The 13,823-nt window shown below is 63.6% G+C and carries 13 protein-coding genes; 10 read left to right on the forward strand and 3 right to left on the reverse strand.

Translation table 11 applies throughout. The annotated features are described in order from the left end of the window. Positions 1-2: 2 nt before the first annotated feature. Positions 3-830 carry a uracil-DNA glycosylase gene (locus tag LMTR21_RS08285; protein ID WP_065751501.1) on the reverse strand — a complete coding sequence of 276 codons (828 nt, stop codon included), beginning with the start codon at positions 828-830 and terminating at the stop codon, positions 3-5. Between the two features lie 128 nt (positions 831-958). On the opposite strand from LMTR21_RS08285, the gene LMTR21_RS08290 reads away from it, so the two are divergent. From LMTR21_RS08290 to LMTR21_RS08300, 3 genes are all read left to right on the forward strand, one after another. Continuing rightward, positions 959-2,617, forward strand: coding sequence for an electron transfer flavoprotein-ubiquinone oxidoreductase (locus LMTR21_RS08290; protein ID WP_065751502.1), 1,659 nt, complete (start codon positions 959-961; stop codon positions 2,615-2,617). A 266-nt stretch (positions 2,618-2,883) separates the two neighbouring features. Then, positions 2,884-4,665 carry a tetratricopeptide repeat protein gene (locus LMTR21_RS08295; protein WP_065751503.1) on the forward strand — a complete coding sequence of 594 codons (1,782 nt, stop codon included), beginning with the start codon at positions 2,884-2,886 and terminating at the stop codon, positions 4,663-4,665. Positions 4,666-4,691: 26 nt separating this feature from the next. Next, positions 4,692-5,576: a 4-(cytidine 5'-diphospho)-2-C-methyl-D-erythritol kinase gene (locus tag LMTR21_RS08300; RefSeq protein WP_065751504.1), complete on the forward strand. Its 885-nt coding sequence runs from the start codon at positions 4,692-4,694 to the stop codon at positions 5,574-5,576. Here the strand turns inward: LMTR21_RS08300 and LMTR21_RS08305 are convergent. Together LMTR21_RS08305 and LMTR21_RS08310 are read right to left on the reverse strand one after the other, a co-directional pair. After that, positions 5,573-6,202 carry a LysE family translocator gene (locus LMTR21_RS08305; protein WP_065751505.1) on the reverse strand — a complete coding sequence of 210 codons (630 nt, stop codon included), beginning with the start codon at positions 6,200-6,202 and terminating at the stop codon, positions 5,573-5,575. The two genes, LMTR21_RS08300 and LMTR21_RS08305, sit on opposite strands and share 4 nt — an antisense overlap. 172 nt (positions 6,203-6,374) lie before the next feature. Further along, complete coding sequence (locus tag LMTR21_RS08310) at positions 6,375-7,382, reverse strand: polyprenyl synthetase family protein (protein WP_065751506.1); 1,008 nt, start codon at positions 7,380-7,382, stop codon at positions 6,375-6,377. Between the two features lie 134 nt (positions 7,383-7,516). On the opposite strand from LMTR21_RS08310, the gene LMTR21_RS08315 reads away from it, so the two are divergent. From LMTR21_RS08315 to LMTR21_RS08345, 7 genes are all read left to right on the forward strand, one after another. Then, positions 7,517-7,744: a putative signal transducing protein gene (locus LMTR21_RS08315; RefSeq protein ID WP_057836757.1), complete on the forward strand. Its 228-nt coding sequence runs from the start codon at positions 7,517-7,519 to the stop codon at positions 7,742-7,744. Next, positions 7,737-8,504: a tRNA1(Val) (adenine(37)-N6)-methyltransferase gene (locus LMTR21_RS08320; protein ID WP_065751507.1), complete on the forward strand. Its 768-nt coding sequence runs from the start codon at positions 7,737-7,739 to the stop codon at positions 8,502-8,504. Before LMTR21_RS08315 ends, LMTR21_RS08320 begins: the two co-directional genes overlap by 8 nt. Before the next feature lie 259 nt (positions 8,505-8,763). Continuing rightward, the gene (locus tag LMTR21_RS08325) at positions 8,764-9,675 is read left to right on the forward strand and encodes a S49 family peptidase (protein ID WP_065751508.1); all 912 of its coding nucleotides are present in this window, start codon (positions 8,764-8,766) and stop codon (positions 9,673-9,675) included. Positions 9,676-9,785: 110 nt separating this feature from the next. Then, positions 9,786-9,977, forward strand: a complete 192-nt coding sequence (locus LMTR21_RS08330; protein ID WP_028346932.1) for a hypothetical protein — start codon at positions 9,786-9,788, stop codon at positions 9,975-9,977. 172 nt (positions 9,978-10,149) lie between these two features. Then, positions 10,150-11,085: a glycine--tRNA ligase subunit alpha gene (locus LMTR21_RS08335; protein WP_065751509.1), complete on the forward strand. Its 936-nt coding sequence runs from the start codon at positions 10,150-10,152 to the stop codon at positions 11,083-11,085. Further along, complete coding sequence (gene glyS, locus LMTR21_RS08340; RefSeq protein ID WP_065751510.1) at positions 11,085-13,184, forward strand: glycine--tRNA ligase subunit beta; 2,100 nt, start codon at positions 11,085-11,087, stop codon at positions 13,182-13,184. The genes LMTR21_RS08335 and glyS overlap by 1 nt, the downstream gene beginning before the upstream one ends. Before the next feature lie 3 nt (positions 13,185-13,187). Further along, a complete protein-coding gene (locus LMTR21_RS08345) occupies positions 13,188-13,790 on the forward strand; it encodes a class I SAM-dependent methyltransferase (RefSeq protein ID WP_065751511.1) in 603 nt (200 codons plus the stop codon). The last annotated feature ends 33 nt before the right edge of the window (positions 13,791-13,823 follow it).

The raw sequence follows: 13,823 nt of genomic DNA on the forward strand, positions 1-13,823 counted from the left end.
CCCTACGAAGCCGCCAGCGCTTTCGCGATCGCGCGCAAATCCTGCCACGACATCCGCTTGTAGGACGGCGAACGCAGCAGATAGGCCGGGTGGAATGTCGCCATGGCGCGGATGGTGCGGCTGCCGGTGTCGTAGTCGAACCATTTCCCGCGGGTTCTCATGATGCCTTCACGGGTCGACAGCAGCGTCTGCGTCGACGGGTTGCCGAGCGTCACCAGCACGTCGGGGTTCACCAGCTCGATCTGCCGCTGGATGAAGGGCAGGCAGATCTGCGTTTCCTGCGGCGTCGGCGTCCGGTTGCCGGGCGGCCGCCAGGGGATCACGTTGGCGATGTAGGCCTTGCTGCGGTCGAGGCCGATTGCCGCGATCATCCGGTCGAGCAACTTGCCGGAACGACCGACGAAAGGCAGGCCCTCGATGTCCTCGTCGCGTCCGGGCGCTTCGCCGACGAACATGATGCGCGCCTTGGGATTGCCGTCGGCGAACACCAGCCGTGTCGCGGTGTTCCGCAGCGCGCAGCCCTCGAATTTTTCCAGGAGCGCACGCAGTTCTTCCAGTGTCGGTGCGCTTCGCGCCGCTTCGCGGGCGGACGCGATCGCAACTTCCGGCGCGGGCGCGATTTCGCTGCGCGGAACTGCTGATACCGCCACCGGCATTTCCCGGACCGGAGGAGGTGGCGCACTCTCGCGCGCCACGAGCGCGGGGGCGGGCGCGTCCGGTTCGGCAAGGCGGTCGACCGGCTCCTCCGCCAGCGTGCAATCGACCCCGGCCTCCAGATAAAAGGCCAGCAATTGCCTGAGATTAGGCGCGGGTTCGGGGATGAAATCCATTATGCCAATCTAGGATCAATTGGACGGATGCGAAACCGCCTCACATTGCATTTCCATGGTTGTCCTCCTACCAAAAATCGTAAACAAGGACGCTTTAGAGCCGTTCTCAATTGGGCTGAGACCAGATCATGAGTGCAGAAGAACTTCCTCCCCGCGAATCCATGGAATTCGACGTCGTGATCGTCGGCGCCGGGCCGTCCGGCCTCGCCGCGGCGATCCGGCTGAAGCAGCTCAATGCGGACCTCAGCATCGTGGTGGTTGAAAAGGGTTCCGAGGTCGGTGCGCATATCCTGTCGGGCGCGGTGATCGATCCGGTTTCCCTCGACAAACTGATCCCCGATTGGCGTGAGGATGCGGAGTGTCCGCTGAAGACGCAGGTCAAGGACGATCGCTTCTACTGGACGACGGCGTCAAGCGCGATCCGGCTGCCGAACTTCGCGATGCCGCCGCTGATGGACAACCATCACTGCTATATCGGTTCGCTCGGCGATGTCTGCCGCTGGCTGGGGCCGAAGGCGGAGGCGCTCGGCGTCGAAATCTATCCGGGCTTTGCGGCCGCCGAGGTGCTTTATGACGACAACGGCGCGGTGCGCGGCATCGCGACCGGCGACATGGGCATCGGCAGGGATGGCAAGCCGAAGGACTCCTTCACGCGTGGCATGGAGCTGCTCGGCAAATACACGCTGTTCGCCGAAGGCGCGCGCGGTAGCCTGAGCAAGCAGTTGATCGCGAAATACTCGCTCGACGCCAAGAGCGAGCCGTCGAAATTCGGCATCGGGCTCAAGGAAGTCTGGGAGATCGATCCCGCCAAGCACCAGAAGGGGCTGATCCAGCATTCGTTCGGCTGGCCGCTGAACAACAAGACCGGCGGCGGCTCGTTCCTCTACCATTACGACGACAACAAGGTCGCGGTCGGTTTCGTCGTGCATCTCAATTACGACGATCCGTATCTGTCGCCGTTCGACGAATTCCAGCGCTTCAAGACGCATCCCGCCATCCGTACCGTGTTCGAAGGCGGCAAGCGCATCTCCTATGGCGCGCGCGCCATTACCGAGGGCGGCTATCAGTCGGTGCCGCGCCTGAGTTTCCCGGGCGGCGCGCTGATCGGCTGCGCGGCAGGCTTCGTCAACGTGCCGCGCATCAAGGGCGTGCACAATGCGATGGGCAGCGGCATGCTCGCGGCCGAACATGTCGCGCAAGCGCTCGGCGCGGGCCGCGCCAATGACGAACTGGTCAGTTACGAAAACGCCTGGCGCGATTCTGCCGTCGGCCGAGACCTGCACAAGGTCCGCAACGTCAAGCCGCTATGGTCGAAGTTCGGCACCATCATCGGCGTGGCGCTCGGCGGCTTCGACATGTGGTGCAACACGCTGGGCTTCTCGCTGTTCGGAACGCAGTCGCACGCCAAGCCGGACCGCAAGACGCTGGATGCGGCGAGGGCGCACACCCCGATCGCCTATCCGAAGCCGGACGGCAAGCTGACCTTCGACAAACTGTCCTCGGTGTTTCTCTCCAACACCAATCATGAAGAGGACCAGCCGGTTCACCTCAAGGTCGCCGACATGAACCTGCAGAAGACGTCCGAGCACGACGTCTTCGCTGGTCCGTCGAACCGCTATTGCCCGGCCGGCGTCTATGAATGGGTCGAGGAGGGCGCTGGTCCGCGCTTCCAGATCAACGCCCAGAACTGCGTCCACTGCAAAACCTGCGACGTGAAGGACCCGAACGGCAATATCACCTGGGTTCCGCCGGAAGGCGGCGGCGGGCCCAATTACCAGGGCATGTAGAGCGGCCGTATCAACCACGATTGCGTGAGATGGAGGAGGGTGATACCGCCTCCAGCCACGATACCGCCACAGTAAGAGCGTTTCCGGGTTGGGCTGGGCAAATCGGAGCCCTAAGGGCCTCATCTGCCAACCGATTCGCCAGCCCGTATCCTTGCGGTTGAGGGCCAAACGCGGCATTGTCGCTGCCCGAGATGCCGCCGCTTGGGTTTGCATTAGAGACCGATCGTAACGATCCCGCCATACATCCTGGAGCTAGGCGAACCGTGATGCTTTCCACCCGTATGAATCGTTGGACCATCGCCGCAATTACTTTCGCCGCACTGGCCGCACCGGCTGCGGTCTCGGCGCAGACGCCCGAACATCCGGCCGATAGCGCTGCGCAATTCCCCACCAAGGCCGATCTGAAATCGCTGACCACGGCGGGCAGCTATCTCGCCGCGCGGCATGCCAGCGTCGAGCGTGACGCGGCCTCGGCTGCGGCATTCTATCGCTCCGCGCTGCGCACCGATCCGAAGAACAACGAGCTCCTGGATCGCGCCTTCATCTCCTCGCTCGCCGATGGCGACATCGACGAAGCGGTCAAGCTGGCCGATCGCATCCTGACGATGGACAAGGCCAACCGCGTTGCGCGGCTCGTGGTCGGCGTCCGCGATCTCAAGCAGAAGAAATATCCGGCCGCGCAGCTCAACATCAACCAGTCGATCCGCGGACCGATCACGGATCTCGTGGCGACGCTGCTGTCGGGATGGGCGAGCTACGGCGCCGGCGACGCCAAGGCCGCGGTTGCCAATATCGACAAGCTGACCGGCCCCGAATGGTATCCAATCTTCAAGGATCTCCACACCGGCATGATCATGGAGATCTCGGGCAAGGACAAGGATGCCGGCACGCGGTTCGAGCGCGCCTACAAGCTCGACGATTCGATGCTGCGCGTTTCCGACGCCTATGCGCGCTGGCTGTCGCGCAACAAGGATGGCGCGGCGGCGGCCGGCATCTACGAAGCCTTCGACAAGAAATTGCCGCGGCACCCGCTGGTGCAGGAAGGCCTGCGCGAGACCCGGGCCGGCAAGAAGATGTCGCCGCTGGTGGATTCGGCGCAAGCCGGCGCGGCCGAGGCGCTTTACGGCATCGGCGCCACGCTGACCCGCCGCGGCGGCGAGGATCTGGCGCTGGTCTATCTGCAGCTCGCGCTCTACCTGCAGCCCAATCATCCGCTGGCGCTGCTGTCGCTCGCCGATCTCTATGAATCGGTCAAGAAGCCGAAGATGGCGATCAAGGTCTACGAGCGCATGCCGGCCACTTCGCCGCTCAAGCGCAACGCGCAGATCCAGCTCGCCACCAATCTCGACGCCGCCGACCGCAGCGACGAGGCGATCAAGATCCTGAAGGGTGTCACCGCAGAGGCTCCGAAGGACATCGAGGCGATCATGGCGCTCGGCAACATCGAGCGCGGCCGCAAGAAGTTCAACGATTGCGCCAACACCTATACGCTGGCGATCGACGCACAGCCCGGCGTGACCGACAAGAACACCTGGGTCACCTACTATTACCGCGGCATCTGCGAGGAGCGTTCCAAGCAGTGGAGCAAGGCCGAAGCCGACATGCGCAAGGCGCTCGAGCTGCAGCCCGAGCAGCCGCATGTCCTGAACTATCTCGGCTATTCCTGGATCGACCAGGGCATCAACCTCGACGAAGGCATGAAGATGATCCGCCGCGCCGTCGATCAGCGCCCGGATGACGGCTACATCGTGGATTCGCTGGGCTGGGCGTTTTACCGGATCGGCAATTTCGAAGACGCGGTGAAGCATCTCGAGCGTGCGATCGATCTCAAGCCCGAGGATCCGACCATCAACGACCATCTCGGCGATGCCTATTGGCGTGTCGGTCGGACGCTGGAAGCGAAATTCCAGTGGGCCCATGCCCGCGACCTCAAGCCCGAGGCGGAAGAACTGCCGAAGATCGAAGCCAAGATTGCCAATGGCCTGCCCGAAGACACTTCCTCTGCGGCTTCTGCCGACAAGAAGAAGGAAGACGGCAAGGGCGGCTGACGGAAGAGTTTGGGGGCTGTTCGGCAATGCCGCTATTGAGTGATGAAGGACGCGCCAAGGTCAACCTGACCTTGCGGGTGAACGGCCGCCGCGCCGACGGCTATCACGATCTCGAAAGCGTGGTGGCGTTCGCAGACTGCGCCGATCGGCTGACGCTGTCGCCGGGCTCCGATCTGGATTTGAAGATGTCCGGACCGCTGGCGCAGGCCTGCGGCGATACCTCGGACAATCTGGTGATCAAGGCCGCGCGTTTGTTGGCGGAACGCGTGCCTGGCATGAAGGCGGGCAGCTTTACGCTCGACAAGGTCCTGCCGGTGGCGGCCGGCATCGGCGGCGGTTCGGCCGATGCCGCAGCGGCGCTGCGGCTGCTTGCGCAGTTGAACGGGCTTTCGCTCGACGATCCCCGCATCATCGAGGTCGCGCAACTGACCGGCGCCGACGTGCCGGTCTGCGTCAACTCGCGTGGCTGCGTCATGACCGGCGTCGGCGAAGCGCTGCAGCCGCTCAGCCTGCCGAAAATGCCCTGCGTGATGGTCAATCCCGGCGTTCCCGTCGCAACCCGCGACGTGTTCAACGCGCTGGGCCTGCGCAACGGCGAACTGCTGGTTGGCGTCACCGACGTGCTGCTGCGGGATCGCTGGCCCGACGACAAGGCGTCGCTGGAGGAATGGGTCGAAGCGCTCGCCGCCAACTCCAACGATCTGGAGACGCCCGCCATGCGCGTGCAGCCCGTGATCGGCGAAGTCATCGCAGCACTCAACGCCACCAACGGCGCCTGGCTGGCGCGGATGTCCGGATCCGGCGCCACCTGCTTTGCGATCTACGAGAACACCGCCGAAGCCGGCCGCGCGGCGGAAAAGATCCGCCGCGATCACCCGGGATGGTGGGTGCACGCGGGGACGCTGAGTTAACTCGCGGGCCGCCGCGCCAGCGCCAGCGAAATCCCGAGGCCGGCGATGAACAGCCCCGATCCCTGCCGCAATCGTTGAAGCAAGTTCGGCCTGCGCGTGAGACTATCGCGCGCGGTCGTGGCCATCATCACGACGACGACATCGACCAGCGTATTCAGCGCGACCGAGATCAGTCCCAGCGCCATGAACTGCAGCGCCGGATAGCTGCCGGCCGGGTCGAGAAATTGCGGAATGAAGGCGAGGAAGAACGCGGCGGTCTTCGGATTCAAGGCTTCGACCAGCACGCCTTCCCGAAACACTCGTTGTGTGCCGACGGCACTGATCTGCTCCGGCAACCATTTCCCGGCTTCGCGAAATGTCCTGATGCCGAGCCACACGAGATAGACGGCGCCGGCGAATTTCAGCGCGGTGAAGAGTTCAGCGCTGGCAAGGATGATCGCCGAGACGCCAAGCCCGCCCGCGATCACATGCACCAGCCCGCCGAGCGCCGTGCCGAAGGTCGAGGCGATGCCGGCTCGCTTGCCGCCCGATAGCGTGCGTGCCGCGACGTAAAAGATTCCGGGGCCGGGGACGGCGGCAATGACGAGGGCCGCCAGCAGGAACAAGGTGAAATTGGTGCCGTTCAAATGTGGTCACTCTTGTAGGATATGGGTAGAGCGAAGCGAAACCTATCGATTGTCCCCGATGGGATTGTTGTCATCACCCGCGAAGGCGGGTGATCCAGTATTCCAGAGGCATCACCGAGAAGCCGCAGCGTACTGGATACCCCGCTTTCGCGGGGTATGACGAGGTCGGTAATCAATGCGACCGCGCCAGACAGAACGCCACCACCTGCTCCAGCGCGGTCTTCATCGGTGAGGCCGGGAAAAGCGCCAGGGCATCCACCGCCATCGCGCCGTAGTGCTGGGCGCGGCTGATCGTGTCTTCCAGCGCGCGGTGCTTGGTCATCAACCCGATGGCGTGATCGAGGTCGCTGTCGCTGATCTCGCCGCGCTCCAATGCCTTGATCCAGAACTTGCGCTCGCTGTCACTGCCGCGGCGGAACGCCAGCACCACCGGCAGCGTGATCTTGCCTTCGCGGAAATCGTCGCCGATGTTCTTGCCGAGTTTTGCGGCCTTGCCGCCATAATCCAGCACGTCGTCGACGAGCTGGAAGGCGATACCGAGATTCATGCCGACCGAGCGGCACGCGGTCTGTTCGGCCTTCGGCCGGTTGGCGATGACGGGACCGACCTCGCAGGCGGCGGCGAACAGTTCGGCCGTTTTGCCCCTGATCACGGCGAGGTATTCGTCCTCGGTGGTCGCGGTGTTCTTGGCTGCCGCAAGCTGCATCACTTCGCCTTCGGCGATGGTGGCGGCGGCGGAAGAGAGAATGTCCAGCGCGCGCAGCGAGCCGACCTCGACCATCATGCGGAAGGCCTGACCGAGCAGGAAGTCGCCGACCAGCACGCTCGCCTCATTGCCCCACAGCATCCGCGCCGACAGCTTGCCGCGGCGCAGCTCGCTTTCGTCGACGACGTCGTCATGCAGCAGCGTCGCGGTGTGCATGAATTCGACCGCGGCAGCGAGCTTGATGTGGCCATCGCCGGAATAGTTGGAGAGCTGGGCCATCGCCAGCGTCAGCATCGGGCGGAGGCGCTTGCCGCCGGAGGAGATCAGGTGATTGGCGACCTCCGGGATCATGGTGACTTCCGACCCCGTCCGCGACAGGATCGTAGCATTGACCCGCTCCATGTCGGCGGCGACGAGCCCGACCAGCGCGTCTATCGAAGCGTTCGGGCTCTCGAAGGGTACAATAACCGCCACGCGGGTCTCCAATTTTGGCCAATTCGCACTATCCTTGTTCTACAATAGAAAGTGCCGGTGATGGCGGCAAGGGCACGAAGCGGTTGACAGGCCCGGTGCCACCGCCGCACCGGGGCAAAAAAGGAGCACATCCGTTGCGGGAATTGGTCAGGACCAACGATATCGTGCTGGTTTCCGCTGTAGGCGCGCTGCTCGACGGCGCCAATATCCATCATCTGGTGCTGGACCAGAACATGAGCGTGATCGAGGGATCGCTCGGCATCCTGCCGCGCCGTATCCTGGTTCACGAGGACGATAACCGCGCGGCCCGCCAGTTGCTGTCGGAAGCGGGCCTGGCCCACGAATTGCGCCCCGATGAGTGATCCTGTCCTCGAACTCACCGAGGACGCGTTTCTCGGCGGGCAATTGCGTTTGATGCAACTGAAATCGGGACATCGCGCCGGCCACGATGCGGTGCTGCTGGCGGCGGCGACCGCAGCCCGTTCGGGCGACCGCATCGCCGATTTAGGCGCCGGCATCGGGGCCGCGGGGCTGGCGGTGGCGAGCCGCGTCGCGGGCATCGATCTGGTCCTGGTCGAGATCGATCCGGCGTTGGCGGACCTAGCGCGCGCCAATGCGGAAGCGAATGCGATTCAAGCCGACGTGATCGTGCTCGATGTCGAAGCCGATGCCACGGCCTTTGCCGCGGCCGGGATAGGCCCCGACAGTGTTGATGCCGTGCTGATGAATCCGCCCTTCAACGATCCGGCGCGGCATCGCGTCTCGCCGGACACCGCGCGCGGCATCGCGCACATGGCGACCGCAACGACGCTTCCAAAATGGGTGCACGCGGCGCGGCGCATTCTCAAGTCCAGGGGAATGCTGACGCTGATCTGGCGCGCCGATGGACTGGCTGAGGTGCTCTCGGCGCTCGATCACGGTTTCGGGAGTTTGCAGCTTCTGCCGGTTCACGGCGACGCGCGGGGGCCGGCCAACCGGATTCTCGTCAGGGCCATGAAGGGCGGGCGGGCGCCGACGCAAATCCATCCGGCCCTGATGCTCAATGACGCGGCAGGTGTGCCCAACCCCATGGCGCAGGAGATTTTGGCTGGAAAGGGAACCTTGCCGCTCGCGAGCCCGTAGGCGGTCCGCGTCTCCCAAATTCGCCGTGCAGGACGCTATTGCGGAAGCGTCTCTGACTGTTGTTTGGGCGACGATGTAAAGTGGATCGCGGCCAGAAGGCTGCCGATGAGCATTATCAGCAGGTAGATTTTCATGTCAGTCTCCGCTGCGCCATTGCAGCCCTAACATCTGCAGGGCAAAAGGCGTTCCGGCCGAAAACGGCGTTTCGTCTTTGCAATGACACTGGTGCGATAAAAAATGGTTAATTCGAGGTAACGGCATGAGTGAACAAATAAGTGATCGCACAGGATTGCCGAACCTCATTGACCGGATGAAACAATTCATTCCGGCAAGATTCCGGCGCGACGCCGCGGTCGTCCCCGTCGTGCGCCTGTCGGGTGTCATCGGTGCGGTGACGCCGCTCAGGCCGGGGCTGACGTTGGCCGGCATCGCCAAGACGCTGGAGCGCGCCTTCGCCACCCGCCACGCCAAGGCGGTGGCGCTGGTGATCAATTCACCCGGCGGCTCGCCGGTGCAATCGCGCCAGATCTATTTGCGGATCAGGCAGCTTTCCGCGGAAAAGAAGCTGCCGGTGCTGGTGTTCGTCGAGGATGTCGCGGCGTCCGGCGGCTACATGATCGCCTGTGCGGGCGACGAGATTTTTTGCGATCCGTCCTCGATCCTCGGCTCGATCGGAGTGGTCGGCGGCAGTTTCGGCTTTCAGGATCTGATCAAGCGAATTGGTGTCGAGCGGCGGCTGTACACGGCTGGCGAGCACAAGGCGATGCTGGATCCGTTCCTGCCCGAAGACCCCGATGATGTGGCGCGTCTGAAGGCGCTCCAGCGCGAGATCCACGCCATCTTCATCGCGCTGGTCAAGGGCGCCCGCGGGGCACGCCTCAAGGACGCCGATGACGTCCTGTTCACCGGCGAATACTGGGCGGGCGAGAGGTCCGTCGCGCTCGGCCTTGCCGACAAGATCGGCGATATCAGATCGACGTTGCGCGAGCGCTTTGGCGAGAAGGTGCTGACGCCGGTCATTGCGCCGGCAAGCGGAATGCTGTCCGGGCTGTTGGGCCGCAGATCGCCGGGCGCGGGTTCGCTCGCCGCATTCGACGGTATCGGGGGACTGCCGGACGACCTGATTTCCGCGCTGGAGACGAGGGCGATTTGGGCCAAATTCGGATTCTAACGCGTAAGTGAGCGCGCCATTTAGTCCCAAAAGCGCAATTGCGGCGCAGCCCGGCTTCGGCGAGAATGCGCTGATTGGGGGCTGATTAAGTGAACGACAAGGATCGACCGATGCCGCCGCTGATCGCATTCGCGGGTGCCCTGGGAGGGCTCGCCGTGGTCCGCTGGGCCTACAAGACTGCCGTCCGCATCAACAGGGAACTGGAAGAGGCGCGCCTGGCACGCGTCGCCGAGGCCACGCAGACGGCCGATATTCCCACCCTCCGCCGCGACCCCGTCACCGGGGCCTATCGCCCGGGCTAGCCACGGTCATTCCGGGGCGATGCAAAGCATCGAACCCGGAATCTCGAGATTCCGGGTTCGGTCCTAGCGGACCGCCCCGGAATGACATCGTCCCCGCATCGCCTTGATTCCCTGTCCCTACGCCGATACGGTCCCGCGCTTCTAAAACCCCCTCGCGAGCCCGATTCTGCCGATGGACGCCTTGCCTGACCACATGCGCCCGGAACGTTCGTTCCAGGGCTTCATCCTCGCCCTCCAGCGGTTCTGGGCGGAGCAGGGCTGCGTGATCCTGCAACCCTACGACATGGAAATGGGCGCCGGCACCTTCCATCCCGCCACCACGCTGCGCGCGCTCGGACCGAAGCGCTGGAACGCGGCCTATGTGCAGCCTTCGCGCCGGCCGAAGGACGGCCGTTACGGCGAAAACCCCAACCGGATGCAGCACTACTACCAGTTCCAGGTGATCATGAAGCCGTCGCCGCCGAACCTTCAGGACCTGTACCTGAAGTCGCTGGCCGCCATCGGCATCGATTCAGGCGTACACGACATCCGCTTTGTCGAGGACGATTGGGAAAGCCCGACGCTCGGCGCCTGGGGGCTCGGCTGGGAATGCTGGTGCGACGGCATGGAAGTCAGCCAGTTCACTTACTTCCAGCAGGTCGCGGGCGTCGAATGTGCGCCGGTCTCCGGCGAACTCACTTACGGACTCGAGCGGCTGGCGATGTATGTGCAGGGTGTCGACCGCGTCTACGATCTCAACTTCAACGGCCGCGAGGGCGCCGACAAGGTCACCTATGGCGACGTCTTCCTGCAGGCCGAGCAGGAATATTCCCGGCATAATTTCGAATACGCCGACACCGCAATGCTGTTCGAGCAGTTCAGGATGGCGGAAGACGCCTGCAAAAAATATCTCGCGGCCGGTTGGAAAGAGGGCGGCAACCAGAAGGAGCATCTGATGGCGCTGCCGGCCTATGACCAGTGCATCAAGGCGAGCCATGTCTTCAACCTGCTCGATGCCCGTGGCGTGATCTCGGTGACGGAACGGCAGAGCTACATCATGCGCGTGCGCGAACTGGCGAAAGCCTGCGGCGAAGCCTGGGTTCACACCGAAGCGGGCAGGGCGGTCTGATGCCTGATCTTCTCCTCGAACTCTTCTCCGAAGAAATCCCCGCGCGCATGCAGACGAAGGCGGCGGACGATCTGCGCCGCATGGTCACCGACAAGCTCGTCGCCGAAGGTCTCGTCTACGAAGGCGCAAAGGCGTTCGCGACGCCGCGCCGGCTGGCGCTGACCGTGCATGGCATTCCCCAGCGTCAGTCCGACCTGAAGGAAGAGCGCCGCGGCCCGCGCGTCGGGGGGCCCGATGCCGCGATCCAGGGATTTTTGAAGGCGACCGGGCTTGCGCGGATCGAGGACGCCAAGATCCAGACCGATCCGAAGAAGGGCGATTTCTACATCGCACTGATCGAAAAGCCGGGCCGCGCCACCATCGACGTGCTGGCCGAAATCCTGCCGGTCATCATCAGAACCTTCCCGTGGCCGAAATCGATGCGCTGGGGCGAACGCTCGGCCAAGTCAGGCTCGCTCTCCTGGGTGCGGCCGCTGCACTCGATCATCGCGACCTTCGGTCCCGAGACCGAAGACCCCGACGTGGTGAAGTTTGCTGTCGACGGCATCGAGGCCGGTCAAGTCACGCACGGCCACCGCTTCCTGGCGCCGGATGCAATCTCCGTGCGCCGCTTCGAGGATTACGAAGCGAAATTGAAGGCCGCCAAGGTCGTGCTCGACGCGCAGGCGCGCAAGGACATCATCCTTGAGGATGCCAAGGAATTGGCATTCGCACAGGGCTTTGAGCTGGTGGAAGACCAGGTGCTAGCCGACGAAGTGGCGGGCCTTGTCGAGTGGCCGGTCGCGCTGATGGGATCGTTCGAAAAAGAATTCTTGTCGATCCCGGACGAGGTGATCCGCGCCACCATCAGAAACAATCAGAAATGCTTTGTGGTGCGCGATCCGAAGACCGGCAAGCTCGCCAACAAGTTCATCCTGACCGCCAACATCGAGGCCACCGACGGCGGCAAGGTGATCATCGCCGGTAACGAACGCGTCATCCGCGCGCGGCTGTCGGACGCAAAATTCTTCTACGAGACCGACCTGAAGACGAAGCTGGAGAGCCGGCTGCCGAAATTCGAGCAGATCGTGTTCCATGAGAAGCTGGGCACGCAGGCCGAGCGGATCAAACGGATCGAGCGTTTGGCCGCGGAGATCGCACCGCTGGTCGGCGCCGATGTTGAAAAGGCCAAGCGTGCCGCGCATCTGGCAAAAGCCGATCTGTTGACCGAAGTCGTCGGCGAATTCCCCGAGCTGCAGGGCTTGATGGGCAAGTACTATGCGCAGGCGCAGGGCGAAGACGTTGCCGTCGCAGCCGCAAGCGAGGAGCACTACAAGCCGCAAGGGCCCGCCGATCGCGTTCCGACCGATCCAGTGAGCGTGGCGGTCGCGCTGGCCGACAAGGTCGATACGCTGGTTGGGTTCTGGGCGATCGATGAGAAGCCAACCGGCAGTAAAGATCCATATGCACTGCGGCGCGCGGCGCTGGGTGTGATCAGGCTGATCGTGGACAATACGCTGCGGCTGCCGATCCTGAACGTAGCGAAGTCGGCATTGGCTGGTTTGCCGAAAAAGGACGATGTCCAGAATCTTCCGGGCGATCTCCTCGCCTTCTTCGCCGACCGCCTGAAAGTCCAGCTTCGCGACCAGGGCGCGCGCCACGATCTCGTCGACGCCGTCTTTTCGCTCGGCGGCCAAGACGACCTGTTGCTGGTGGTCCGCCGCGTCGAGGCGCTCGGAAAGTTCCTCGACACTGACGACGGCAAGAACCTTCTTGCGGGGACCAAGCGTGCGAGTAACATCCTCGCGATTGAGGAGAAGAAGGACAAGCGCACCTTTGACGGTGCGCCGGATGCCGGGCTCTACAGCTTGCTTGAGGAAAAGGCGCTCGCCAAGGCGATCGACCAGGTCAAGAGCGAGGCCTCCGCCGCGGTGCAGAAGGAAGATTTCGCTGCCGCGATGAGCGCGATGGCAAAGCTACGTCCGGCGGTCGATGCGTTCTTCGACAAGGTCAAGGTCAATGACGATGAACCCAAAGTCCGCGAGAATCGACTAAAGTTACTGAACGAAATCCGCGCGGCCACTCGCGCGGTGGCGGATTTTTCCAAGATCGAAGGCTAGACCATGGATCGTCAGACGCTCGCCGCTTATGACCAGGATGCGGCGGCGTTCGCGAAGGACTGGCTCGGCCAGCCGGCGCCGGTCGACCTGCAGGAAATCGTCGAGCGGTTTTTTGTGCGTGGCGGCAATTCGGCCGATATCGGCTGCGGTTGCGGCCGCGAGGTCGCCTGGCTTCACGCGAACGGTTTTTCGGCCGCCGGCTTCGATGCCTCCGAGGGCCTGCTCAGCGAAGCGCGCCGTCGCTATCCCTCCTACAGGTTCGCCCATGCGGAATTGCCCGATCTGAACGGCATTGGCACGTTCGACAACGTGCTGTGCGAAACCGTGATCATGCACCTCGACCGCAAGCAGATTGCGGCATCGGTTCGCCGCCTGCTCGATATCGTCAAGCCCAGCGGCATTCTCTATCTGAGCTGGCGCGTCACCGAGGGCACCGATCAGCGCGACGCGCAGGGCCGCCTTTATGTGGCGTTCGATCCGGCGGTGGTGCGGGCGGAGCTGAAGGATGCGGCCGTACTGCTCGACGAAGAGGTCGTCAGCGCCTCATCGGGGAAGAAGATCCATCGGCTCGTGGTGAAGAAGGCGGGATTGGAAATCCGCGAGTAGTCGGTATCCCGTAGGGTGGGCAAAGCGAAGCGT

It is taken from the genome of Bradyrhizobium paxllaeri (genome assembly GCF_001693515.2).
Taxonomy (GTDB): Bacteria; Pseudomonadota; Alphaproteobacteria; order Rhizobiales; family Xanthobacteraceae; genus Bradyrhizobium; species Bradyrhizobium paxllaeri.

What these genes read in the sequence shown, in the direction of transcription:
- LMTR21_RS08285 (WP_065751501.1), bottom strand. Translation starts at nt 830, where the DNA reads ATGGATTTCATCCCCGAACCCGCGCCTAATCTCAGGCAATTGCTGGCC.
- LMTR21_RS08290 (WP_065751502.1), top strand. Translation starts at nt 959, where the DNA reads ATGAGTGCAGAAGAACTTCCTCCCCGCGAATCCATGGAATTCGACGTC.
- LMTR21_RS08295 (WP_065751503.1), top strand. Translation starts at nt 2,884, where the DNA reads ATGCTTTCCACCCGTATGAATCGTTGGACCATCGCCGCAATTACTTTC.
- LMTR21_RS08300 (WP_065751504.1), top strand. Translation starts at nt 4,692, where the DNA reads ATGCCGCTATTGAGTGATGAAGGACGCGCCAAGGTCAACCTGACCTTG.
- LMTR21_RS08320 (WP_065751507.1), top strand. Translation starts at nt 7,737, where the DNA reads ATGAGTGATCCTGTCCTCGAACTCACCGAGGACGCGTTTCTCGGCGGG.
- LMTR21_RS08325 (WP_065751508.1), top strand. Translation starts at nt 8,764, where the DNA reads ATGAGTGAACAAATAAGTGATCGCACAGGATTGCCGAACCTCATTGAC.
- LMTR21_RS08330 (WP_028346932.1), top strand. Translation starts at nt 9,786, where the DNA reads ATGCCGCCGCTGATCGCATTCGCGGGTGCCCTGGGAGGGCTCGCCGTG.
- LMTR21_RS08335 (WP_065751509.1), top strand. Translation starts at nt 10,150, where the DNA reads ATGGACGCCTTGCCTGACCACATGCGCCCGGAACGTTCGTTCCAGGGC.
- glyS (WP_065751510.1), top strand. Translation starts at nt 11,085, where the DNA reads ATGCCTGATCTTCTCCTCGAACTCTTCTCCGAAGAAATCCCCGCGCGC.
- LMTR21_RS08345 (WP_065751511.1), top strand. Translation starts at nt 13,188, where the DNA reads ATGGATCGTCAGACGCTCGCCGCTTATGACCAGGATGCGGCGGCGTTC.